This window comes from Pseudomonas sp. B21-032, from assembly GCF_024748965.1.
GTDB lineage: Bacteria > Pseudomonadota > Gammaproteobacteria > Pseudomonadales > Pseudomonadaceae > Aquipseudomonas.
In genome coordinates, this window is the sequence record NZ_CP087180.1 from 1,343,298 (window position 1) to 1,363,104 (window position 19,807).

At 58.5% G+C, this 19,807-nt stretch carries 23 protein-coding genes; all 23 read left to right on the plus strand.

Annotated elements, in window-relative coordinates; all coding sequences use genetic code 11:
* The first annotated feature begins 93 nt into the window (after nucleotides 1–93).
* The 23 genes from LOY54_RS06075 to LOY54_RS06185 all read left to right on the plus strand — a co-directional run bounded on the left by LOY54_RS06075 (nucleotide 94) and on the right by LOY54_RS06185 (nucleotide 19,801).
* A complete protein-coding gene (locus LOY54_RS06075) occupies nucleotides 94–1,518 on the plus strand; it encodes a hypothetical protein (RefSeq protein WP_258609821.1) in 1,425 nt (474 codons plus the stop codon).
* Nucleotides 1,519–1,611: 93 nt separating this feature from the next.
* Complete coding sequence (locus tag LOY54_RS06080; protein ID WP_258609823.1) at nucleotides 1,612–2,355, plus strand: XRE family transcriptional regulator; 744 nt, start codon at nucleotides 1,612–1,614, stop codon at nucleotides 2,353–2,355.
* Nucleotides 2,356–2,823: 468 nt separating this feature from the next.
* Nucleotides 2,824–3,171 (plus strand): phage holin family protein, encoded by a 348-nt coding sequence (locus tag LOY54_RS06085; protein ID WP_045193597.1) that lies wholly within the window; start codon nucleotides 2,824–2,826, stop codon nucleotides 3,169–3,171.
* 158 nt (nucleotides 3,172–3,329) lie between these two features.
* Nucleotides 3,330–4,492 (plus strand): IS3 family transposase gene (locus LOY54_RS06090; RefSeq protein WP_258606965.1). Its coding sequence is split into 2 segments (ribosomal slippage): nucleotides 3,330–3,582 and nucleotides 3,582–4,492, totalling 1,164 coding nucleotides; the frame shifts between segments, so codons are not numbered across the junction.
* Nucleotides 4,493–4,675: 183 nt separating this feature from the next.
* Nucleotides 4,676–5,056, plus strand: coding sequence for a 2OG-Fe(II) oxygenase (locus LOY54_RS06095; protein ID WP_258609825.1), 381 nt, complete (start codon nucleotides 4,676–4,678; stop codon nucleotides 5,054–5,056).
* A 7-nt stretch (nucleotides 5,057–5,063) separates the two neighbouring features.
* Nucleotides 5,064–5,888 carry a hypothetical protein gene (locus LOY54_RS06100; protein WP_156160152.1) on the plus strand — a complete coding sequence of 275 codons (825 nt, stop codon included), beginning with the start codon at nucleotides 5,064–5,066 and terminating at the stop codon, nucleotides 5,886–5,888.
* Nucleotides 5,889–5,961: 73 nt separating this feature from the next.
* The gene (locus LOY54_RS06105; RefSeq protein ID WP_258609828.1) at nucleotides 5,962–6,510 is read left to right on the plus strand and encodes a hypothetical protein; all 549 of its coding nucleotides are present in this window, start codon (nucleotides 5,962–5,964) and stop codon (nucleotides 6,508–6,510) included.
* A 120-nt stretch (nucleotides 6,511–6,630) separates the two neighbouring features.
* The gene (locus LOY54_RS06110) at nucleotides 6,631–7,149 is read left to right on the plus strand and encodes a hypothetical protein (protein ID WP_258609837.1); all 519 of its coding nucleotides are present in this window, start codon (nucleotides 6,631–6,633) and stop codon (nucleotides 7,147–7,149) included.
* Complete coding sequence (locus LOY54_RS06115; protein ID WP_093386615.1) at nucleotides 7,146–7,706, plus strand: phage baseplate assembly protein V; 561 nt, start codon at nucleotides 7,146–7,148, stop codon at nucleotides 7,704–7,706. The genes LOY54_RS06110 and LOY54_RS06115 overlap by 4 nt, the downstream gene beginning before the upstream one ends.
* A 47-nt stretch (nucleotides 7,707–7,753) precedes the next feature.
* Nucleotides 7,754–8,080, plus strand: coding sequence for a GPW/gp25 family protein (locus LOY54_RS06120; RefSeq protein ID WP_093386612.1), 327 nt, complete (start codon nucleotides 7,754–7,756; stop codon nucleotides 8,078–8,080).
* Nucleotides 8,077–9,057, plus strand: a complete 981-nt coding sequence (locus LOY54_RS06125) for a baseplate J/gp47 family protein (RefSeq protein ID WP_258609840.1) — start codon at nucleotides 8,077–8,079, stop codon at nucleotides 9,055–9,057. Before LOY54_RS06120 ends, LOY54_RS06125 begins: the two co-directional genes overlap by 4 nt.
* On the plus strand, nucleotides 9,054–9,686 hold the full coding sequence (locus LOY54_RS06130; RefSeq protein WP_045193591.1) for a phage tail protein I: 633 nt from the start codon (nucleotides 9,054–9,056) through the stop codon (nucleotides 9,684–9,686). Before LOY54_RS06125 ends, LOY54_RS06130 begins: the two co-directional genes overlap by 4 nt.
* The gene (locus LOY54_RS06135) at nucleotides 9,683–10,369 is read left to right on the plus strand and encodes a phage tail protein (RefSeq protein ID WP_045193590.1); all 687 of its coding nucleotides are present in this window, start codon (nucleotides 9,683–9,685) and stop codon (nucleotides 10,367–10,369) included. Before LOY54_RS06130 ends, LOY54_RS06135 begins: the two co-directional genes overlap by 4 nt.
* Before the next feature lie 5 nt (nucleotides 10,370–10,374).
* Entirely contained in the window at nucleotides 10,375–11,112 is a 738-nt protein-coding gene (locus LOY54_RS06140; RefSeq protein WP_258609851.1) for a DUF1565 domain-containing protein, read from the plus strand.
* A gap of 9 nt (nucleotides 11,113–11,121) precedes the next feature.
* Nucleotides 11,122–11,583: a hypothetical protein gene (locus LOY54_RS06145; protein ID WP_258609853.1), complete on the plus strand. Its 462-nt coding sequence runs from the start codon at nucleotides 11,122–11,124 to the stop codon at nucleotides 11,581–11,583.
* 73 nt (nucleotides 11,584–11,656) lie between these two features.
* Nucleotides 11,657–12,538: a baseplate J/gp47 family protein gene (locus LOY54_RS06150; RefSeq protein WP_258609855.1), complete on the plus strand. Its 882-nt coding sequence runs from the start codon at nucleotides 11,657–11,659 to the stop codon at nucleotides 12,536–12,538.
* A 1-nt stretch (nucleotide 12,539) separates the two neighbouring features.
* Complete coding sequence (locus tag LOY54_RS06155; protein ID WP_258609864.1) at nucleotides 12,540–13,145, plus strand: phage tail protein I; 606 nt, start codon at nucleotides 12,540–12,542, stop codon at nucleotides 13,143–13,145.
* The gene (locus LOY54_RS06160) at nucleotides 13,142–15,085 is read left to right on the plus strand and encodes a phage tail protein (RefSeq protein WP_258609866.1); all 1,944 of its coding nucleotides are present in this window, start codon (nucleotides 13,142–13,144) and stop codon (nucleotides 15,083–15,085) included. Before LOY54_RS06155 ends, LOY54_RS06160 begins: the two co-directional genes overlap by 4 nt.
* A 19-nt stretch (nucleotides 15,086–15,104) precedes the next feature.
* A complete protein-coding gene (locus tag LOY54_RS06165) occupies nucleotides 15,105–15,554 on the plus strand; it encodes a phage tail assembly chaperone (protein WP_258609869.1) in 450 nt (149 codons plus the stop codon).
* A 90-nt stretch (nucleotides 15,555–15,644) separates the two neighbouring features.
* Complete coding sequence (locus tag LOY54_RS06170; protein WP_213602211.1) at nucleotides 15,645–16,811, plus strand: phage tail sheath family protein; 1,167 nt, start codon at nucleotides 15,645–15,647, stop codon at nucleotides 16,809–16,811.
* Between the two features lie 12 nt (nucleotides 16,812–16,823).
* Nucleotides 16,824–17,333, plus strand: coding sequence for a phage major tail tube protein (locus LOY54_RS06175; protein WP_045193582.1), 510 nt, complete (start codon nucleotides 16,824–16,826; stop codon nucleotides 17,331–17,333).
* 9 nt (nucleotides 17,334–17,342) lie between these two features.
* On the plus strand, nucleotides 17,343–17,645 hold the full coding sequence (locus tag LOY54_RS06180) for a phage tail assembly protein (protein WP_045193580.1): 303 nt from the start codon (nucleotides 17,343–17,345) through the stop codon (nucleotides 17,643–17,645).
* A 143-nt stretch (nucleotides 17,646–17,788) separates the two neighbouring features.
* Nucleotides 17,789–19,801 carry a hypothetical protein gene (locus LOY54_RS06185; RefSeq protein WP_258609872.1) on the plus strand — a complete coding sequence of 671 codons (2,013 nt, stop codon included), beginning with the start codon at nucleotides 17,789–17,791 and terminating at the stop codon, nucleotides 19,799–19,801.
* Nucleotides 19,802–19,807: the final 6 nt, after the last annotated feature.

The following is a 19,807-nucleotide window of genomic DNA, read 5'->3' on the forward strand; positions in this document are numbered from 1 at the left end:
ATCTGCTCGTTGCGCTACCAATCGGCCTTGCGCTGACGTTACGCTCTGAAGTTGATGGTATATTCCAGACCTTTTTCCAGGGGAGGGAATGTTTTGAAGCGTCGTCAGTTGTTGAGATTTTCGGCTTTTGGAGCTGCTGCCGCAGCAATTTCTGGACCTCTGATGACGTCAGCCGCAATCGCATCAGCCAAAGACCAGCACATGGTCTCGGTGGCGGAGTTTGGTATAGTTCCAGATGGGAAAACAAACTGGGAGAATACAAAAAACTGGTTACCCATGCTCCTCGCCTCTGTCGAGACAGGTGTCTACTGGCCTCCGGGGTACTATGCCACAGGTATAAATTTCAACCGTTCATTGAGCGGAGCAAGAATGCACTTCCAGCCTGGGGCTGTTCTGGGAGGCGTTGTTCACATGATAAGTGGACCTCAGCCTAGATCTTTTGAAATTACCAAGATACAACGCTCCGCTGGCGTAGTGACGGTAAATGTCAAGTCGGCACATAGCTTTCAGGTTGGCGATTCTATTCAGGTTCGGAACGTGTCGGGTGAGCGATCTGAGTTCAATGGCGATAGGTATCGAGTAACAGCGGCTGATGGTGTCGCTTTGCAGTATATCGAGTCTAAGCCAGATGATGTTGGAGCATTGCTGAGAGCCTCTGCAATCAATGAAACTCCACTGATGAATGTTCGTATTACCGGTGTATTAACGACCACCGATCGGCTGGGCACTATCAATTGCAAAAATTGCTATATCGAAAGTTGCTGGATCTTGAATGATCCAGAGCGACACAGTGCTGTCCCAGGGGGGGGGAGCCGGGGCGCGCATATCTACGCAGGTACAGACGGCTTGAGGATTGATCGGCTTGTAATCGACTATGCCGGCGGACCCAATACTGCAGCGGCTTTAGCGATCGATGGTCATGGGTGGAATCCATCGAACTGCACGTTTGGATTTGTGCATATAAAGAATAGCGCTTTTCATGGGGCTTATATCACCGGTTTTGGCCACAGGATAGACAATTTGGTCATCGATGCTTTTGCGGCAGAAAACACGGTATGCCCGACGCTTCAAGACTCCAATGGGATTGAGCAGTCAAACGAGATAAAGGGGCTCTGGGTAAACAGGTGCTGGGACACCCACATCCGGCGCTTATCCATGAATCAGAAAAATGACGGAAAAACTCAGGCTCAGTGGCTGCATGCTTTAATCGAGGATACCGGAAACACGCTGTACGGGGTATCTGCTGGAGAAGTTGAGATCACCGAGTGGGTCGCTGATTCGGTCGGCAGTGGCGGAGTCCGGTTTGGTGATGCTGAGAAGTTTAAGTCGCTGTGGTGCAACTTTAAATCGAAGGTCATGCGGGTCAATACATCAAGTGCTTTCTCGGGAGGCGCGCCTGTCTTGGTAAATGCCACCGTGCAAGTGTCTCGTGTGGATGTTGAACAATTTGTTCTTAATGGTCGCGTTGTGCCGTCGACCAGTGGTGGGTTCACGACGGGGCCCCGGAAAACGTCGTAGTGCAACCGTCCGCGTAAGAAGCTTTCGTGGCTCAGGACGTTTATGCCCTCTCATGCATCAAGGCAATTGCATTCTTTGTTTAGCCCCGGCATTATGCATTTTATGCAAAAACGCAACGTAGCATCCGTCCTCAGAGCACTGCTCGATCGTCACGGTCTCTCCCCCACGGAGCTGCACCGTCGTACCGGCGTGCCGCAATCCACCCTGTCGCGCATCCTCAGCGAGAAGATCGTCGACCCGTCCGACAAACATGTATCGAAGATCGCCGAGTATTTCGGCGTGAGCACTGATCAATTGCGCGGCCGCGTCGAGCTCGGTGACAGCCGCGAAGCCGCGCCCGCGCGCAGCCACGTGGAGTTGAACGACATCAGCCTGTGGGATGACGACACCCCCGTCGAGGACGACGAGGTGTCCATTCCGTTTCTTCGCGAGGTCGAATTGGCAGCAGGATCAGGAAGATTCGTCATCGAAGAAAGCGAGAAGGCCAGCCTGCGCTTTGGCAAGCGCAGCCTGCGCCACAACGGTGTGCAGTTTGACCAGGCCAAGTGCGTGACGGTACGCGGCAACAGCATGTTGCCGGTATTGCGCGACGGCGCCACGGTTGGCGTCAACGCCGGTAAAAGCGGTATCGGCGACATCGTCGATGGCGACTTGTACGCCATCAACCACAACGGTCAATTGCGGGTCAAGCAGCTCTATCGCATGCCTACCGGTATTCGCCTGCGCAGCTTCAACCGCGACGAACACCCGGATGAAGACTACAGCTTCCAGCAGATGCAGGAAGAGCAGATCAGTATCCTTGGACATGTGTTCTGGTGGGGCATGTACGCCCGCTGAGTAGTCCGCATCCTCAGAAAACCCGCTTCGGCGGGTTTTTTTTCGCCTGCAGAAAATTGGTCCAGCCCAGGTAGGGCAAGGCCTACATGCGCAGGTGCATTTTCTCATGCATAAATATTTCCACAAATGCATTGACTGCATATGCATCAATGCATAATCTTTGTCTCAAGCCGGTCGACACCGGTAGTGACAAAGGCAGCGATGAACAGGCCTGAACTGTTCAAAGGGTTGGCAACTGGCCCGGGTGTGCAGCGTAAAGCACCACAAGCAGTTATCCGGCGGGCAGGTGGCCGCGGCCGGAGGAACAATTTGAAGCGGAGTCGCCCAGCGCACCAGTCGTGGCGGGCGGTTCGACAACGCATTACTGAAAAGCCTGGGGAGGCCGGGCTTTTTGGAATGCCGAGCGATCGGTTCTACAACAAACGCCGCCGGCAAGCTGCCGAGCGGAACTACCAAGGAGACAGGACAGTGACAAGCGAGCAACAGACGTTACTGGAAATGCCGATCTGGCTGGTGATCGTCCTGGCCTTGCTGGGCGGCCTTTCCGGAGAGATGTGGCGCGCGGACAAGGCCGGCGCCCGGGGCTGGGCGCTTTTTCGGCGCCTTTTATTGCGCTCGGGGGCCTGCATGGTCTGCGGTGTGTCCACCGTCATGCTGCTGTACGCCAGCGGCATGTCGATCTGGAGCGCCAGCGCTTTTGGTTGCCTTACCGCCATGGCCGGCGCCGATGTCGCCATCGGGCTTTATGAACGCTGGGCGGCGAAGCGCTTGGGGGTTGAACCTGCAAGTGGTGCAAAGGGGGAGAGTGAACACTGAGTTCAACACCCGGACAAGGTGCCGCTCGAAGGCGTTACAGAAGGAAGAAGAGGTGAGGAGTATGGATACTTGTTTTGGTGAGAAGGATGTTCAGTGTAGTGGTCTAATGATTCCGGACACCCATTTAGGCGAAAATGCTCGCCATAGAGAGGTGTCTGATGACCAAGCAACGTCGTACCTTTACCCCAGAATTCAAGCGCGAAGCTGCCAGCCTGGTGCTCGACCAGGGCTACAGCCATATCGATGCCGCCCGTTCACTTGGGCTGGTGGAGTCGGCCCTGCGTCGATGGGTTAACCAGCTTCAGGAAGAGCGAAATGGTGTAACTCCGACCAGTAAAGCGCTGACGCCCGAACAGCAAAAAATCCAAGAGCTGGAAGCTCGAATCAATCGGCTGGAACGGGAAAAATCGATCTTAAAAAAGGCCACCGCGCTCTTGATGGCCGAGGAACACGAGCGTTCGCGTTAATTGATCAACTCCGCGCTGAAGAGCCTGTTGATCTGTTGTGCTCGGTATTTGAAGTCACCCGATCTTGCTATTACGCGCACTGCCGCAAGCGCCGATCTCCGGACGTTGAGCGATTGGTTTTACGCAGCCGAGTGAACGAGCTGTTCACTCAAAGCCGCAGCGCGGCGGGCAGCCGAAGCATCATGCTCATGATGCGCGCGGACGGCATAGAGATTGGGCGATTCAAGGTGCGCAAGCTGATGAACGAAATGAAATTGATCAGCAAGCAACCTGGCTCACATGCCTATAAAAAGGCGACGGTGGAGCGGCCGGATATCCCGAACGTGTTGGATCGAGAGTTCACCGTGTCGGCGCCGAATGAGGTCTGGTGCGGTGACATCACGTATGTCTGGGCTCAAGGTCGCTGGCACTATTTGGCGGCTGTGATCGATCTGTTCGCCCGTCGCGTGGTGGGCTGGGCGTTTTCATCGAAGCCTGACGCTGACCTGGTTATCAAGGCTTTGGATATGGCCTATGAGCAGCGTGGTCGGCCTCAGAACGTTCTGTTTCACAGCGACCAAGGAAGCCAGTACGGCAGCCGAGGCTTCCGTCAGCGACTGTGGCGCTATCGCTTCAAACAGAGCATGAGTCGACGTGGAAACTGCCACGACAATGCACCGATGGAACGGTTGTTTCGCAGCCTGAAAACGGAATGGATACCGACCGTGGGCTACATGAGCGCTTCGTTAGCACAGCAGGATATCGGCCGGTTTTTGATGCAGCGCTACAACTGGCAACGGCCACATCAATTTAACAGCGGGCTGGCGCCCGCTGTGGCCGAGGAAAAAGTTAACGCAGTGTCCGGGATTAGTTGACCACTACATCAGGTCGTTGATGACTTTGTCACAGTTGATGAGCAGTGCAAGGTCGTCCAGCAATTGAAGGGGGCAATCTGGCGCTACGGCTGGCCAGTCAATACGGCCACTCATTCCAGGCCGTGTTGGCATACCTTCATTGCAGGGGCTGGTCGACAAAAGTTTCTATGCGCGGAGGACGAGTTGAAGTCCTCTGATGCCTGGTCATTTCTCTTTCCGTTTTGGGCCCGGGTCAAGCAGCAATACATGCAGGATGCAACGCTGATCGGGGTGTATGCCAACGGTCAGACCTTTGCTCAGGAGTCACCGATCCACCGGGATAATCAGCCCGGAGAAGAAGGGCAGACGGTTCTGATGTTTTGCAACGAGTTTTGGCCAACTTCATGGGGCGGTGAACTGGTCTTTTACGACCACCCGAAGAACGACATCATCAAGGCTGTCTTACCCAAACCCGGAAGAATCGTTGTGTTCAACGGCAGCGTACCGCACAACGCCCGGTCGCCTGCACTCAGCTGCGACCAGTTGCGGATGACGCTTGCCTTCAAAACCATTATCAAAGGATGAGATAATCGTGTCAGGTAAAATGGATATTTTCATTGGCGTGGTTGATAAACCAGCAGCCACAGGGGGCGCTGCAACTTCACTGGTCGACCAGTTCAATTCGAACAAAAACGGTTTCCAGCTGATTAATCAAAATGCTCAAACGGCCGCAACGGTGACCGGTGTCATCTCGGTGACTGCGATGACAAACGGCTTTGTACCGTTTCTGAACGTCACCACCAATACCTTTGCGGCGACGACGACTTTTCTGAAGGTCACTGCTGACTTTAAAGAAGGTAAGCCTATCCAGCCTGGTGACGTTTTAAGCTTGGTAGGTAATGTCGTGGGGATTGCCGCGAGTATCACCATCATGGCGACAGCCGTCGGCACCGCCGGTCTGTTGTTAACCGGCATCGCTGTGACGGTGAATGTACTTGGCATGATTAACTCGGATGCGGTGAAAAACCTCTATAAGGCTACCGTTCAACCGCTTTGGAACCGCTACTTCAAAGATAACCCAGCGGCCAGTTATCCGGATTATTGGGTTGCGCCGGACTTGAAGTTGGCAACCCTGGCCGAGATCCAGAGTGTCTATGCAAATAAAATTGCCGCCAATCACTGGGATCCGCGAACGAACCAGGTCGGGCTTGGCAGTACCCTTGTCGAGCCGCAGGGGCCAGGCGCATCAGGGCCGGGGAATATCGGTGGCTGGGGCGGCAGTGGCGGCGGCCCACCGCTGATCAACCCCTCTGCGGTTTACCCCTTCGGGCGGGTCGTTATTCCCAACATCTTTGTCGTCGACCCCAACCAGGATGGCTACGGCTGCTGCCGAGGCAATCAGGACGCCTACTACTGATACTGTTCTATGTTAGGGTGACGGATGCCCATGGATGTTGGGCATCCTTTTTTGCAGCAAAAGCGAATGGTGTATGTCTGACTCTTGGCTGTCGTTGTTTCGTAGAAAAACAGTCTACGAGCAAATCAGGGTACTGCTAGGGATGGCAGGCGTTTTTTTGTTGATGGGGCTTACCTTCCTGCTTTTTGTTCAATCATTTGAGGAGCTCGGGGATGAAGCACCGACTCTGTTCAAAGGGCAGATTGTCAGTGCCCCCACCGAGATGCGCCAAGACAGTTCGATCGTGTACTTTCAGGTTCGGCTGACTGAAGCGAACCCGCGCCCCTCGTCCAAACAGATAGTCTATGTCTCGAAAGAACTCTACCAAGCCGCGGGTCTGGCACCTGGGGTGATGGTTGATGTTCTTGCGAGTGGTGGGGAGGACGAACTGAAGATTCGCGAAGTTCTGAATAGTGACGGGCGCGTTGTCTTCGATGGGCGCTTTGATCGTCGGATCACTTCAATCAAGAACCACGAGCTGATTCGTTATTTTTCCTACTTTATGATGATGACGCTTATCTGCTGCAGCTTCGCCGGTGGGCTCTGGTTTCGCCAGACACGTTTGTTACGGGCTAGCCGATAACTAACGGCTGCTCATGGGTGCCTTTACAACAGCTTCGATGAACCCGCCTTATGGCGGGTTTATTTTTGCCTGTTTTTAGCCGCGAATAGCCTTTGCGAGCTCCACGACACAGGACTGATCATGAGCGAACTGAACCGTTTGCATGAGGCGATCAGCGCGACTATCAAGGCCGCCTTGCCTCAGTTTGAAACCGTCGACGCCTATGGGCAGGCGGACCAGCACACAGCGCTGCCAGCGTTGTTTCATTCCATTTCCAGCCTTAAACCGGCAAATGATCCAGGCGACGGTCGTTCGTGCGTTATCGCTACCGTTGAAGCGCGCATCGTGATTGACTCCGCTCGCCAACACGCGGCATTGGAAGCTGTCACTTTGGCTACCCAGCTGATCGTACTGTTGCGCAAACAATTCTGGGAGCTGGAGTTTGTTGAAGCGGCGATGAGTGTGCTGGCCGAGCCTGTTCAACCGGCTCCGGGGGCAACCCCTGTCGTTGGCTGGTTGGTGCAATGGCAGCAGATCCTACACTTGGGAACCGTGCAATGGCCATGGCCTGATCAACCGGGCCCGCTGGCGTTTGCCTTCAGCCCCGACACCGGGCCGGGCTTCGAGGGCGATTACCAGTCGCCGGAGGACCTGCAATGAGCTATGCCAGCGCCATGCACGACCGCATGCTCGCCGGCCTGGTGATTCCTTGCCGGGTGGTCGCCGTTGACCTTGCCGCTGCCCGGGTTCGGGTGTCCGACGGCGCTGGCTGGACCAGCGCCTGGTTGCGCTGGCACAGCCAGGCCGCGGGCAAGGCCCGCCACTGGCGTGCACCGAGCCTTAACGAGCAAGGGGTGCTGATCAGCCCGAGCGGAGAGCCGGCGCAAGGTACTTTTGTGCCTGGCCTGTACGGTAACGCCGGGGCACCCGCGGACAACCGCGAGCATGTCGAGGTCTGGCGTTTCGACGATGGTGGCTCACTGGTCTATGACTGGCAGGCCCGCAGCTACAGCATCGAACTGCCCAGCGGTACCGTCAGCATCAAGGTCGGCGGCAGCTCGGCTGTGGTCACCGACCAGGCGATCACCGCCAATGCCGCGAGCATCACCCTGACCGGCGAGGTGCAGATCAACGGGCCCCTGCGGGTAACCGGCGACATCCTCGGCGGTGGCAAGATCATCGACACCGGCGGCAACACCGCCAATCACAAACACTAAAAAACCAGCCCGCCCACTGCGGGCTTTTTTACGCCTGGAGAACATCAATGATCGGCATGGATCGCCGGAGCGGCCAACCGTTGTCCGGCATTGCACATTTACGCCAGTCCATCGAAGACATCCTCACCACGCCACTGGGCAGCCGGCGCATGCGCCCGGAGTACGGCAGCAAGCTGCGCCGCTTCGTCGATTTGCCGGTCAACGAAGGCTGGAAGAGCGCAGTGCAGGCGGAGGTGGCTCGCGCACTGGGCCGTTGGGAGCCACGCCTGAAGCTTGAACGGGTCAGGGTCACGGCGGTGGTGGGCGGGCAGATCACGCTGCAGTTGACCGGGGTCTACCTGGCGCAACCGACCAGCCTGGAGGTGGTCGCATGATCGACCTTTCCTTGCTGCCGGCACCGGATGTACTGGAAACCCTAGAATTCGAAACGCTGTATCAGCAGGTGCTGGAGGATTTTCGCCTGCAGATGGGCGATCAATGGAGTGCGCTGCTGGAGTCCGATCCGGTGGTCAAGCTGCTGGAAGTGGCGGCTTATCACAAGCTGCTCGGCCGGGCCCGGATCAATGATGCGGCCAAGGCCAGCCTGCTGGCCTATGCCAAGGGCGCGGACCTGGACCATCGCGCGGCCGACTATGGCGTGCAGCGCCTGGTGATTACCCCTGCCGATCCCGATGCCGTGCCCCCCGTGGTGGCGGTGCTGGAGGGCGATAGCGAGTTGCGCTACCGCACCCGCTTGTCGCTTGAGGCTTTGTCGGTAGCCGGTAGTCGCGGCGCCTATGAATTTCACGGGCTTAGCGCCTCGGCCAATGTCGCCAGCGTGTCGGTGGATTCGCCAACCTTCAAGGGTCTGGCGATCAGTGCCGCGTTGCAAGCGCAACTGCCGGCCGACGCCATTGTCCTGGTGTGTGACTACAATGCGGGGCTGGACAAGCCCTTGCCGGGCGATGTTTCGCTGGCTGTGCTGCCTCGCATTGACAGCCCGGTGCCGGGTAACGAACTGGTTGGCGCCGTGGAGGCTGCGCTTTCAGCTGAGGACGTGCGCCCGCTAACCGACCGGCCGCGCGTGCAGCTTGGCCAGCCGACCGAGTTCAGCGTGGTCGCGGCTCTGGAGCTGGAAGCCGGGCCGGATCCGCTGGTGGTCCAAGCCCAGGTTCGGGCCGCGCTGGAAGGCACCATCGCCCAGGCCCGGCAACTGCAGGGGCTGTTGCCGATTTCGGCCATCTACGCTGCGCTGCATACCGCAGGTGTTCGGCGGGTGCGGATTTCCCAGCCGACTGCGGATGTCATCAGCGACAAACGTCACTATCCAAGTTGTCGCAGCATCACCTTGAGCACCGAGGTGGTCGCATGAGCCTGCTGCCACAGAACTCCACAGCGCTTGAGCAAGCCTTATCGGCAGCCTGCGACCTGAACATCGATGCGCAGATCATCCACGGTGTGGCCGACTCGGCACGCTGCCCGCCGAACTTTCTACCCTGGCTTGCCTGGGCGCTGAAGGTCGACGGTTGGGAGGCGGCAGAATCCGAAACGCAGCAACGTGAACTGATTCACGAGGCGATTCCGGTGCACAAGACCAAGGGCACGGTGGGCGCGGTGCGTCGGGTGCTCAAGGCGGTGCGGGTCAATTCGCAATTCAGGGAGTGGCAGCAGATTCCCGGCGCCGCGCCTTACACCTTCGAGCTGACCGCCTGGGCCAACGACAACCGCCCGGGCGAGGGCTCGATTCTTTCGCCACAGCTCTACGCCCGGCTGCGTGCCCTGGTCGATGCGGCGAAAAACGAGCGCAGCCATTACCAGTTTCGCCTGGGCGCTGGCTTTGACGGCGGCCTGCGCCTGGCCAACGCCGCCAACCTCTATGCCCTGGTTCGGCGATCAGCCGAGGCCACGGGCGTTCCGATCAATGCGCAACAGGGCCTGCAGGTCGCCAACGCGGCGCGGGCCCGCATCGTCGTGCGCGGCACGATGGAGGCAGTGCTATGAGTACACCCTTGCAACCTGTCATTACCAAGGCCGGCCTGGCCGCGATCTGGCGGGCCGACAACAGCGGCCTGGCGGCCGAAATCAGCCATGTGGTGCTGGGCACGTCGGGCTACACACCGAATGCCGAGCAAAAAAGCCTGAAAGCGCAAACCGCCAAGTATCCCATTTCCGGTGGCGAGCGCCTGGGCAATAGCCAGCTGCACCTCACCGCAGTAGCGGATGGCGATCGTGCTTTCTGGGTGCGTGAAGTCGGCTTTCTGCTCAGCGACGGCACCTTGCTGGCGGTGTGGTCACACCCGACTGAAGCCCTGGCCTACAAGCCCGCAGGAACCGACCTGTTGCTCGCCTACGACCTGTCACTGGCGGCCTTGCCGGCCAACAGCGTGACCATCGTCAGCGGTGCGACCGGGCTCAACCTGACCTTGGCGGCGCCGCTGGCGGCCCAGGCCTCGGCGTTGATTGCTGAGCAACTGCGCGGCTTGCAACAGCAGGACCGGCTCGATGATCAGGCCACGCGCCAGCGGATCGCAGGTGAGCAGATTGCCAACCTGATTGAACGTATGAAAGCGGCGGAGCAACGCCAAAGCACAGACCGCGATGGCCTGTTGAGCGCCACAGTGAGCAATGCAGCGGCCGTCATCGCACTGCAAAAACTCGTTATTGAAAACATGCACGGAGCATAAGACCGATGAGTCTTGAGACTGATGTTGCCAATCTGGTGACGAAAACCACTGATTTGATCAGTTACTTTAATGGCAAGAAGGCGGGGATTGATGCGGCGGTAGCGGCGGCTGTTGCGGCGGTGCCGAACATGGAACGTACCTGGTTCGTCGATCTTTTAGCCGGCGATGACAACGGGGTGGGAAGTGTAGAAAAGCCGTTCAGAACTATTAATAAAGCAGTAGCCAGTACGCCTGCGGGTGGTGTCTGTAACGTCCGTCTGATGAGCGATTATACGCATAGTGGTGCCCTGACAATACCGCTGAGTAAGCTCAATATTTGCAGCGATACTCCCGGTGTTAAACGTAAATTTAACATCACTTATTACCTCGCCGGTGACGGAAACAACGGGCTTTCAGGTTTCGTATTGACGTCAGGGGCAGGCCTGGGCTTTCTGGATATTACCTTGACCCTGCCGAGTCCGTCCGGCGTTACGCCAACGCCGGTGGGGACGGCAAATATCATGCTCAAGTCTTACAGTGTCCAGATTGTCGCTTGCCAGTCACTCAAATTTGCAGCGTGTGATGTACAGATGGCCTCAGATTTTACCGGATATCTCATGTTGTATCACAACAACGCTGTGATCTTTCAAGCGGTTTCAACCAGCTTCCCAGCCGCTTTCCCAGGACGCTACATTTTCGGGGTGGCTGGCGGTACTCCCTCCAAGGATTTGAGTAACGTTTTGACCAACTTGGCCACCTTGTAGGAACTCATCATGCAAAAGCAAAACCTCTTTGTAACTCACGGTGGCACCAGTTATGCCGGCTTTGACTATGAAGCACTGCCATTGGCTGCCGCGCTTATCGTTATCGTTCAGCAAATTGATCTGGCTGCGGATCAGTCACGTACTGCTGTGCTCGGTGACTCCCTGCGTATGGCTGAGTACCAGTTGGCCGAGCAAGAAGCTAAGGCCTTTGAAGCAACCCACTTCTCAGGAGACATGCCACCAGCTGTACAGTCCTGGGCCGACGCCGCCAACCTCTCACCGCAAGCCGCGGCCGAAAGCATCCTCGCCGAAGCCCATGCCTGGAAAACCGCCCTCTACGCCATCCGCGCCGCCCGCCTGAAGGGCAAACAGTCCGCGCTCAAGGCCGGCAGCCATGAAGAAGCCGAAGCCATTGCCGATGAGGCCATTGCTGCCATTCGCGCAAGTGTGGTCGGCGTCGGTAACGTCTGACACTTTGCCGCATGCTTTGAGCGCCCCGAACTTCGGGGCGTTTTCGTTTCTGCAGTACGCCGGAGGTGACGGCATGAGTAGTGTGGATCTTTCGGCGCTGCCCGCGCCGCAGGTTCTGGAAGACCTCGATTTCGAGGCGCTGTTCCAGGCTGACCTGGCGACCTTCCGGTTGCACATGGGCGACAACTGGGACGCTACAGTCGAAAGCGACCCGGTGAACAAACTGCTGGAAGTCGGCGCCTATCGCAAGCTGCTCAACCGCGCACGGGTCAACGATGCGGCCAAGGCACTGTTGCTTGCCTATGCGCAGGGCGCCGACCTGGATCAACTGGCGGCCAATGTCCAGCTGCAGCGCCTGGTGGTGCAGGCACCCGACGCCAGCAGCGTGCCGCCAACGCCGCAAGTGCTTGAAGAAGACGACGCCCTGCGCGAGCGGGTGCAGCTGGTCTATGAGGGGCTGACCACTGCGGGCCCGCGCAACAGTTACATCCTGCATGCCCGCAACGCTTCCGGGCTGGTGGCCGATGCCACTGCCCAAAGCCCGTTGCCGGCCCAGGTGGTGGTGACGGTGCTGGCGCTCGAAGGCGATGGCAGTGCCCCGGCTGCGCTGTTGGACACCGTGCGGCTCAAGCTCAATGACGATGACGTGCGCCCGGTGGGTGACCGCCTGACGGTTCAGGGCGCACAAATTCTGCGTTACCGTATCGATGCCGTGGTGCACATGAGCGGCAACGGCCCGGAGATCGAAGCGACGCTTGCCGAGTGTAAACGCCGGCTGCAAGCCTGGGTCAATCCGCGCCGGCGTCTGGGTGTCGAAGTGGCCCGCTCGGGCGTGGATGCCCAGTTGCACATCAACGGCGTCAGCCGGGTCGACCTGAACGACTGGACCGATATCCGCCCGACCCAAGCGCAAGCGGCCTGGTGCGAAGGCATCACCGTGACGCGGGGGAGCTGACATGGACAGTCTGCTGCCGCTCAACAGCACCGATCTCGAACAGGCCATCGAGGCTGCCGGGTTTGAAACCACCGACGTCCCCCTGCGCACGCTGTACAACCCCGACACCTGCCCGGCGCAGCTGCTGCATCAACTGGCTTGGGCCTGGTCGGTGGACCGCTGGGATGAAACCTGGCCGGAGGCAATCAAGCGCTCGGTGATCCGCTCGGCGTTCTACGTGCATGCCCATAAAGGCACCATTGGTGCGTTGCGCCGGGTAGTGGAGCCGCTGGGTTACCTGATCGAAGTGCAGGAGTGGTGGCAGACGGTACCGCAAGGCGTGCCGGGCACATTTGCGCTGCAGGTCGGGGTACTGGAGAACGGAATCTCCGAACAAATGTACCTGGAGCTGACCCGGCTGATCGATGACGCCAAGCCGGTCAGTCGCCACCTGACGGGGCTGGCAATCACGCTCGCCAGCAGTGGCTATCTGCGCTTGGGAATAAGCCTTTCTGAAGGCGATGAAATCGACATTTATCCGCCGACCTCTCACGACATTGAAGTCCGCGGCAGCTATGGCCATGTGGGCCGTGAACAGCAAATTGAAACCCTGGACGTGTACTCATGACTGACCAGACAAGCCAGTTCTTCGCCATCCTCACGGCGGTGGGCGAGGCCAAGCAGGCCAACGCCAACGCCCTGGGCGTGCCGTGGAGCTTTGCACAAATGGGGGTTGGCGATGCCAACCTGACCGACCCGATCCCGTCGAGGGATCAGAAAAAACTCATCAACGAACGCCGAAGGGCGCCGCTCAACCAGGTCAAGGTTGACCCGGACAACAACAGCATCATCATCGCCGAGCAAGTGATACCGCCGGATGTGGGGGGCTGGTGGATTCGGGAAATCGGCCTGTATGACGCCGATGGTGACCTGGTTGCGGTGGCCAACTGTGCGCCTAGTTTCAAGCCCCTCCTCAGTCAGGGCACCGGTAAAACGCAGATTGTGCGGCTCAACATTGTCGTGACCAGTGCTGCCAATGTGCAGTTGAAGATTGATCCGTCTGTGGTACTTGCGACCCGTGAGTATGTCGACTCATCGATATTGAGCGTTTTACCGAAGAACAAGGTGGCAGGTACTTTTACCAAGGTTAGAACCAACGATCGTGGCATTGTGGTTGAGGGAAGCAACCCGACGACTTTGGCCGGTTACAGCATCGGTGATGCGTTCACGAAGGCTGCTACGAGCGCTGCAATCCAGTTGGCGATTGACGGTGTTGTCAACGGTGCTCCAGGGTTGCTGAATCAACTGAACAAGCTTGCTGCAGCCATTGATAACGATCCTAATTTTGCCGGCACAATGGTTAATGGCCTCGCAAGCAAGGCGCCGTTGGCTAGCCCCACATTTTCAGGTGTGGTCAATGTACCTACCGCCGCAGCTTCCGCAAATGGCACACAAGCAGCAAGTACTGCATTTGTAAAAGCTGCTATTGACGCTTTGGTGGGGGCCTCTCCGGCTACGTTGGACACGCTGAAAGAACTTGCTGACGCGCTGGGTAACGATCCGAACTTTGCCGTAACCATGACCAATGCGCTTGCTGCAAAGGCCGCCAAAGCAACCACGCTGGCGGGGTATGGCATCACCGATGCGTATAGCCAGGCGCAAGTAAACAACTTGTTGGTCGCCAAAGCACCATTGGTGAGTCCTACGTTTACCGGCACCGTGGTTGTGCCTTCACCTGTCCCCGGGACCAGTAACAGTCAGGCGGCAACCACCAAGTTTGTAACCGACGCTATCAATAGCCTGGTCGCGGCCGCACCGGCTGCCCTTGATACACTTAACGAGCTTGCTCTGGCTCTGGGCAATGATCCGAACTTCGCCTCAACGATAACCAATGCCTTGGCGGGCAAGGCAGCAAAAGCCACGACGCTTATGGGATATGGGATAACGGATGGCTTACGTGTTTCGAGTGATCAGTTTCCGGAGTTCTATTCCAAAACACCTGGGAATGACTGGCGCAACGGGGCTATCCAGATTCGTGAAACAGCACGGGTGGGCACCACTCAAAGTGCAATTGCGTACGCACCCGCCATCACATTTCACTGGGGTGACAGGGTGTTTCGCCAGTTGCTGATGTCAGCGGCGGGAGACTTGCATTGGGGGCCCAATGCAAAGATTTACACAACGGAGCACACAGGCGCCGTTGGGCAGTCACTGATGTCCGCGGGCGACGTCCCTTCGGCCCGAAATATTTTGGGCATCGCGAACACTTCCGCTTTCGGCGGCGCATCAGGATTTTGGCGGGATGCTCAAACCGGCATGATCATCCAGTACGGTTCGGTATTCACGCCGGCTGAAGCAAACTATTCCTCAGTTTTCCATATGGCATTTCCTAATTATTGCCTCATGTGCATACCCACAACTGTCAACGGCGCGACGGGTGATGATGATTCATTTGCTCGTGTGATTGGGTGGACCAGGCAAAACGTCACATTCCGATCTGAAGGCGTTCCGAATGCGGGGTTATCGCCCAATGCGCGCAGCATCAGTTACATCGCAATCGGTTATTGATAAAGAGGAACCGTACACCATGAGCGAATATGTTTTCTCCGCGAGTGAGTTGGCGTTTTACGCGGCGCAATTACGTAATTCTTATGAGGCCAGCAATACATGGCCCGCTGACAGTGTTTCGATAACGGCAGAACACCACGCACGTATTCTCGAAGAACAATCGCAAGGTCGAGTGATCTGCGCGGATCAAGATGGTCGTCCAATGACCAAAGAGCGCCCACCTTTGCCGTCTGAGGTGATTGCCGGCATAGAGAGGAAGTGGCGGGACGCCCAACTCAGGGAGACCGACGATGTAGTTGCCCGTCATCGTGACGAACTGGAATCCGGGAAAACCACACTAAGTTCGGAGCAGTATCAAGAGCTTCAACTCTATCGAGCAGAGCTGCGGGAATGGCCGCAAGCAGAGCTTTTCCCCGAGCTGCGACAGCGCCCAACTGCACCCACCTGGCTCACCACCCAAACCCAATAAAGCCCCGCACCGCCGGGGCTTTTTCCTACCCGCAACAAACCCTCTGAAGGCCCCGCACCGCGGGGCCTTCGCATTTCTGGAGACTTACCCATGAGTGGATTCTTCCACGGCGTTACCGTAACCAACGTCGACACCGGCGCACGTTCCATCGCGCTGCCTTCTTCCTCGATCATCGGCCTGGTCGATACCTTCACCGAAGGCCCGACTGCAACCGCCAAGGCCAACGACCTGGTACTGATCACCAGCGAGCGTGAAGCCGTCGCCGCCTTCGGCGCCGACTCGGCTATCACCCGCGCCTGCCAGGCGATCTACAGCCGCGCCAAGGCGGTGATCGTCGCCTGCGGTGTGGCCAAGCTCGAAGAAGAGGCTGCGCAGACTTCGGCGATCATCGGCGGCGTGCTGGCCGACGGCAAACGCACCGGCCTGCAAGCACTGCTGGACGGCAAGAGCCGGTTCAACGCCCAGCCCCGCCTGCTGGTGACGCCAAAGCACAGCTCGACCCTGGCGGTCGGTACCGCGCTGGTGGCCCTGGCCGACAAGCTGCGCGGCCTGGCCATTATCGATGGCCCGAACACCACCGATGAAGCAGCCATCGCCTACGCCGAGAACTTCGGCGCCAAGCGTGCCTACCTGGTAGACCCGGGCGTGCAGTACTGGGACACCGGCAAAAGCGCCACCCTCGATGCGCCAGCGTCGGCCTGGGTTGCTGGCCTGTTTGCCTGGACCGACAGCGAGTATGGCTTCTGGGCCTCGCCGTCGAACAAGGAGTTCGTTGGCATCACCGGCACCAGCCGCTCGATCGAGTACCTGGATGGCGACGCCACCTGCCGCGCCAACCTGCTCAACAACGCCAACATCACCACCGTGATCCGCGATGACGGCTTCCGCCTGTGGGGCAACCGTACCTTGAGCAGCGACCCGAAGTGGGCCTTCGTCACTCGCGTGCGGACCATGGACATCGTCATGGACGCGATCCTCTATGGCCACAAGTGGGCGGTCGATCGCTCGATCACCGCGACCTACGTCAAGGACGTGACCGAAGGCCTGCAGGCGTTCATGCGTGATCTGAAAGCCCAGGGCGCAATCATCAATTTCGAAGTGTTCGCCGATCCCGAGCTGAACACTGCCAGCCAGCTGGAGCAGGGCAAGGTCTACTGGAACATCCGTTTCACCGATGTGCCGCCCGCCGAGAACCCGAATTTCCGTGTCGAGGTCACCAACCAGTGGTTGACCGAAGTCCTCGACCAAGCCGTTTAAGGAGCAATAACCATGGCAATGATTCCCGAAACCCTGGCAAACCTGAACCTGTTCGTCGATGGCGTCAGCTTTCAAGGCGACGTCCCCAGCCTGACCCTGCCCAAGCTCACCCTGAAGATGGAGGAGCACCGTGCCGGCGGCATGGACATGGCGATCGAAATCGACCAGGGCATGGAAAAACAGGAGGCCGGCTTCGTCACCACCGGCGTGCGCCGTGAGTCGCTGAAGTTCTTCGGCCTGGCCGACGGCTCGGCCTTCAACGGCACTTTCCGTGGTGCCTTCAAGGGCCTCAAGGGCAAGGTCACTCCGGTCATCGTCACCCTGCGCGGCGCCCTGAAGGAAGTCGACATGGGCGACTGGAAGCCGGGCGACAAGGCCGAGATCAAGCACAACGTGGCCGTGACCTACTACAAGCTCGAAGTCGACGGCCGCCTGGTCTACGAAATCGATCCGCTGGGCATGAAGCGCGTCATCAACGGCGTCGACCAGCTCGCCGCCCAACGTTCGGCCCTGGGCCTGTAAGGAGGCGACATGACTCAAACCGCGAAAATGCCGAGCTGGCTGAATGTCAGTGCCGAACGCGTCGTCGTTCAACTGAGCAAGGCCAGTGAGGCCAATGGCATGCAGGTCGACAGCCTGTCACTGCGTGCACCCACCGTGCGCGACATCCGCACCGCCCAGTCGGCGGCCAGTGGCGATGACGAGCAGCGCGAGCTGAACCTCTTTGCCTCGCTGGCCGAGGTCGGGGTCAAGGATCTTGAGGGCCTGTCACTCAAGGACTATGGCCGCCTGCAGGCGGGCTATTTTCGTCTGGTGCAAGACGACGAGCTTTGATCCCGGGCTGCAGAAAGCGGCGGCAAAACGGCTCGCCAAAGAGCTGAATTTTAGCGCCGGCGAAATCATGACCATGTCGTTAAACGACATGGTCTGGTGGCTCACGGATTGAGCAGATAGCCCATGCAAAGGGGGATCAGATCGTGCGCAAACAGGGGTTTGAACCGCAGATTGGCACCACCGTCACGCTGATGGTGGGTACCGTTTTCAACACGGTCCTGGAACGTATCAAGACGCTGACGCAGTCTGACCAGAACATCCTGGGTAAAACCCAGGTTCCGCAGGAGGCGGTGCGCGGGTCATACGATCAAGATGCAGCATCGAGTGAAGATGTCGTTAACGCAGAATACGCAGTGGCGGGACCAGTCAAGCCGGCAAGCAGCAACCCGTTGGTGGTTAATGTTGCAGGTATTGATGTGCTGTCGCTGGGGTTGATGAAGTTGGCCCTTGAGTTGAAGCCAGCCAAGGCTCGGTTGGGCATCACCCGGGGTATGCCCGAACAGGCTGGGCCAGGCTTTGAACCAGGTTCAACGCTAAGTGATCCAGAGCAAGCAGCGGGGCCGGAGGGCGATGGATTGTCACTGGGCCTGATGCTGCTGGCGCTTGCGAGGGGGGCACGCAAAGGTGGGTCAGGCACTACCGCTGTCCAACCTGGAAAGGCGGCTTCAGTCGCTGCTCCCGCGTCAGCGGGTAGCAAAAAAATCGAAAGTACAGCGCAACTGGGTTCCAGCCAGAATCCGCTTCCGGCTTCTCCTGGTAACAGCCGGGCGCGCCCACCGTCGTTGAAAGACAAAGCAAGCGATGCCGCTGAAAAGCTGGGCAGAAAGCTCGATTATGCCGAGACTGGTTACGAGATTTTTAAAACGTACCGCAGTGATCAAACCCCGGAGGAAAAGGCTGAGAGTTACGGGGAAAGTGCCGGTAGCCTTATAGGCTCGAGGGCCGGGGAGGCCATTGGAGCGCGATTGGGGCCGATTGGTGCTGTACTGGGTGAACGCCTTGGAGGACGGTTGGGGGAGTCGCTTGGAGGACAAGTGGGGAAACTCCTGGGGGCAAGCTTCATGGACGAGCCGATCGCGTCCGCACCTGCGAACAGTTCAAAAGTCCCTCTGGCGCCTGTCTCGTTATTGCGTGCTGAGACGACGAACACTCCCAAGGCCGAACTGATGCCAGTTCTGACGAGACTGTTAGGGTTGTCCTCGCCGACAGCGAGCCCGGGGCCTTTGCTCAGCCCATCCCATGGTGAGCCTGCAAGCCAGAATCTAATGGGCTGGATGACAAAAAACTGGTTTGTACCTGTTGCCTGCAAGCCGTCACCACCCTCTGAAGGCCAGTGCAAGCCATGCCCGGATGACCGGGGTAAAGGCGGGCACTCAACGACAGCACCCGCACCCGACGGTTCGAGGCCGCCAAGGATGGAAGGTCCCGGGTCAATTGCGCTTGTGGGCACGGCTGTTGTTGGCGCATTGCCGGCGTTCAAGGCCACGTTAACTCAGCCACCCAAGGATCCACTGCCTCGGCCATCTGCTCCAGGGATTGCGAGCAGGATGTGGTCCGGGGTCAAGGCGGTCGCGCGTCTGGCTGTGCTCGGTGCTGGAATCAAAGCGCTCAGCACGGCGCGGTATGCGCAATCGGCCGAACAGAAAGCCGAGGGCTACGCAGGTGCTGCAGGTGGGCTTGCTGGCGCGCTTGCCGGGGCTGCGCTCGGTGCTCCGGTCCCGGTGGTGGGCCCTGTGATCGGCGCCCTGCTGGGCGGTTTGTATGGTGACCAGCTCGGTAGCGCGCTAGCCAAGTCCTGGTTTGCCCCCGAAGCAGAGACTGATCAGGGAAGATCAGCACCTCGGTCTGCAGACAGCGAAGACCGCCCAAGTGATCAGCCAGAGCGCAATTTGGGCAGGGCTGTGCGGGCAATGGAGCTGACAGCCAGCGAGCCGGTGGCAATTGCCAGCGTCCCCGGTGCAGGGCAAGCAGGCGCAGCCCAGACACCGCAACTGGTTCAGCAAATCACCTTTGCCCCCACCATTTCGGTTCAGGGCGGGATCAGCGATCCCCTTCAGCTTGCTCAGCAAGTGGGCGCCATTGTCCGTCGCCAGTTCGATGAACTGATCCGCCAATCCACCAGTCGTCAGCTGTACGACGTTCCTCATGTTGCTTAAGGAGGT

What these genes read in the sequence shown, in the direction of transcription:
- LOY54_RS06080 (WP_258609823.1), top strand. Translation starts at nt 1,612, where the DNA reads ATGCATTTTATGCAAAAACGCAACGTAGCATCCGTCCTCAGAGCACTG.
- LOY54_RS06105 (WP_258609828.1), top strand. Translation starts at nt 5,962, where the DNA reads ATGTCTGACTCTTGGCTGTCGTTGTTTCGTAGAAAAACAGTCTACGAG.
- LOY54_RS06110 (WP_258609837.1), top strand. Translation starts at nt 6,631, where the DNA reads ATGAGCGAACTGAACCGTTTGCATGAGGCGATCAGCGCGACTATCAAG.
- LOY54_RS06115 (WP_093386615.1), top strand. Translation starts at nt 7,146, where the DNA reads ATGAGCTATGCCAGCGCCATGCACGACCGCATGCTCGCCGGCCTGGTG.
- LOY54_RS06120 (WP_093386612.1), top strand. Translation starts at nt 7,754, where the DNA reads ATGATCGGCATGGATCGCCGGAGCGGCCAACCGTTGTCCGGCATTGCA.
- LOY54_RS06125 (WP_258609840.1), top strand. Translation starts at nt 8,077, where the DNA reads ATGATCGACCTTTCCTTGCTGCCGGCACCGGATGTACTGGAAACCCTA.
- LOY54_RS06130 (WP_045193591.1), top strand. Translation starts at nt 9,054, where the DNA reads ATGAGCCTGCTGCCACAGAACTCCACAGCGCTTGAGCAAGCCTTATCG.
- LOY54_RS06135 (WP_045193590.1), top strand. Translation starts at nt 9,683, where the DNA reads ATGAGTACACCCTTGCAACCTGTCATTACCAAGGCCGGCCTGGCCGCG.
- LOY54_RS06140 (WP_258609851.1), top strand. Translation starts at nt 10,375, where the DNA reads ATGAGTCTTGAGACTGATGTTGCCAATCTGGTGACGAAAACCACTGAT.
- LOY54_RS06145 (WP_258609853.1), top strand. Translation starts at nt 11,122, where the DNA reads ATGCAAAAGCAAAACCTCTTTGTAACTCACGGTGGCACCAGTTATGCC.
- LOY54_RS06150 (WP_258609855.1), top strand. Translation starts at nt 11,657, where the DNA reads ATGAGTAGTGTGGATCTTTCGGCGCTGCCCGCGCCGCAGGTTCTGGAA.
- LOY54_RS06155 (WP_258609864.1), top strand. Translation starts at nt 12,540, where the DNA reads ATGGACAGTCTGCTGCCGCTCAACAGCACCGATCTCGAACAGGCCATC.
- LOY54_RS06160 (WP_258609866.1), top strand. Translation starts at nt 13,142, where the DNA reads ATGACTGACCAGACAAGCCAGTTCTTCGCCATCCTCACGGCGGTGGGC.
- LOY54_RS06165 (WP_258609869.1), top strand. Translation starts at nt 15,105, where the DNA reads ATGAGCGAATATGTTTTCTCCGCGAGTGAGTTGGCGTTTTACGCGGCG.
- LOY54_RS06170 (WP_213602211.1), top strand. Translation starts at nt 15,645, where the DNA reads ATGAGTGGATTCTTCCACGGCGTTACCGTAACCAACGTCGACACCGGC.
- LOY54_RS06175 (WP_045193582.1), top strand. Translation starts at nt 16,824, where the DNA reads ATGGCAATGATTCCCGAAACCCTGGCAAACCTGAACCTGTTCGTCGAT.
- LOY54_RS06180 (WP_045193580.1), top strand. Translation starts at nt 17,343, where the DNA reads ATGACTCAAACCGCGAAAATGCCGAGCTGGCTGAATGTCAGTGCCGAA.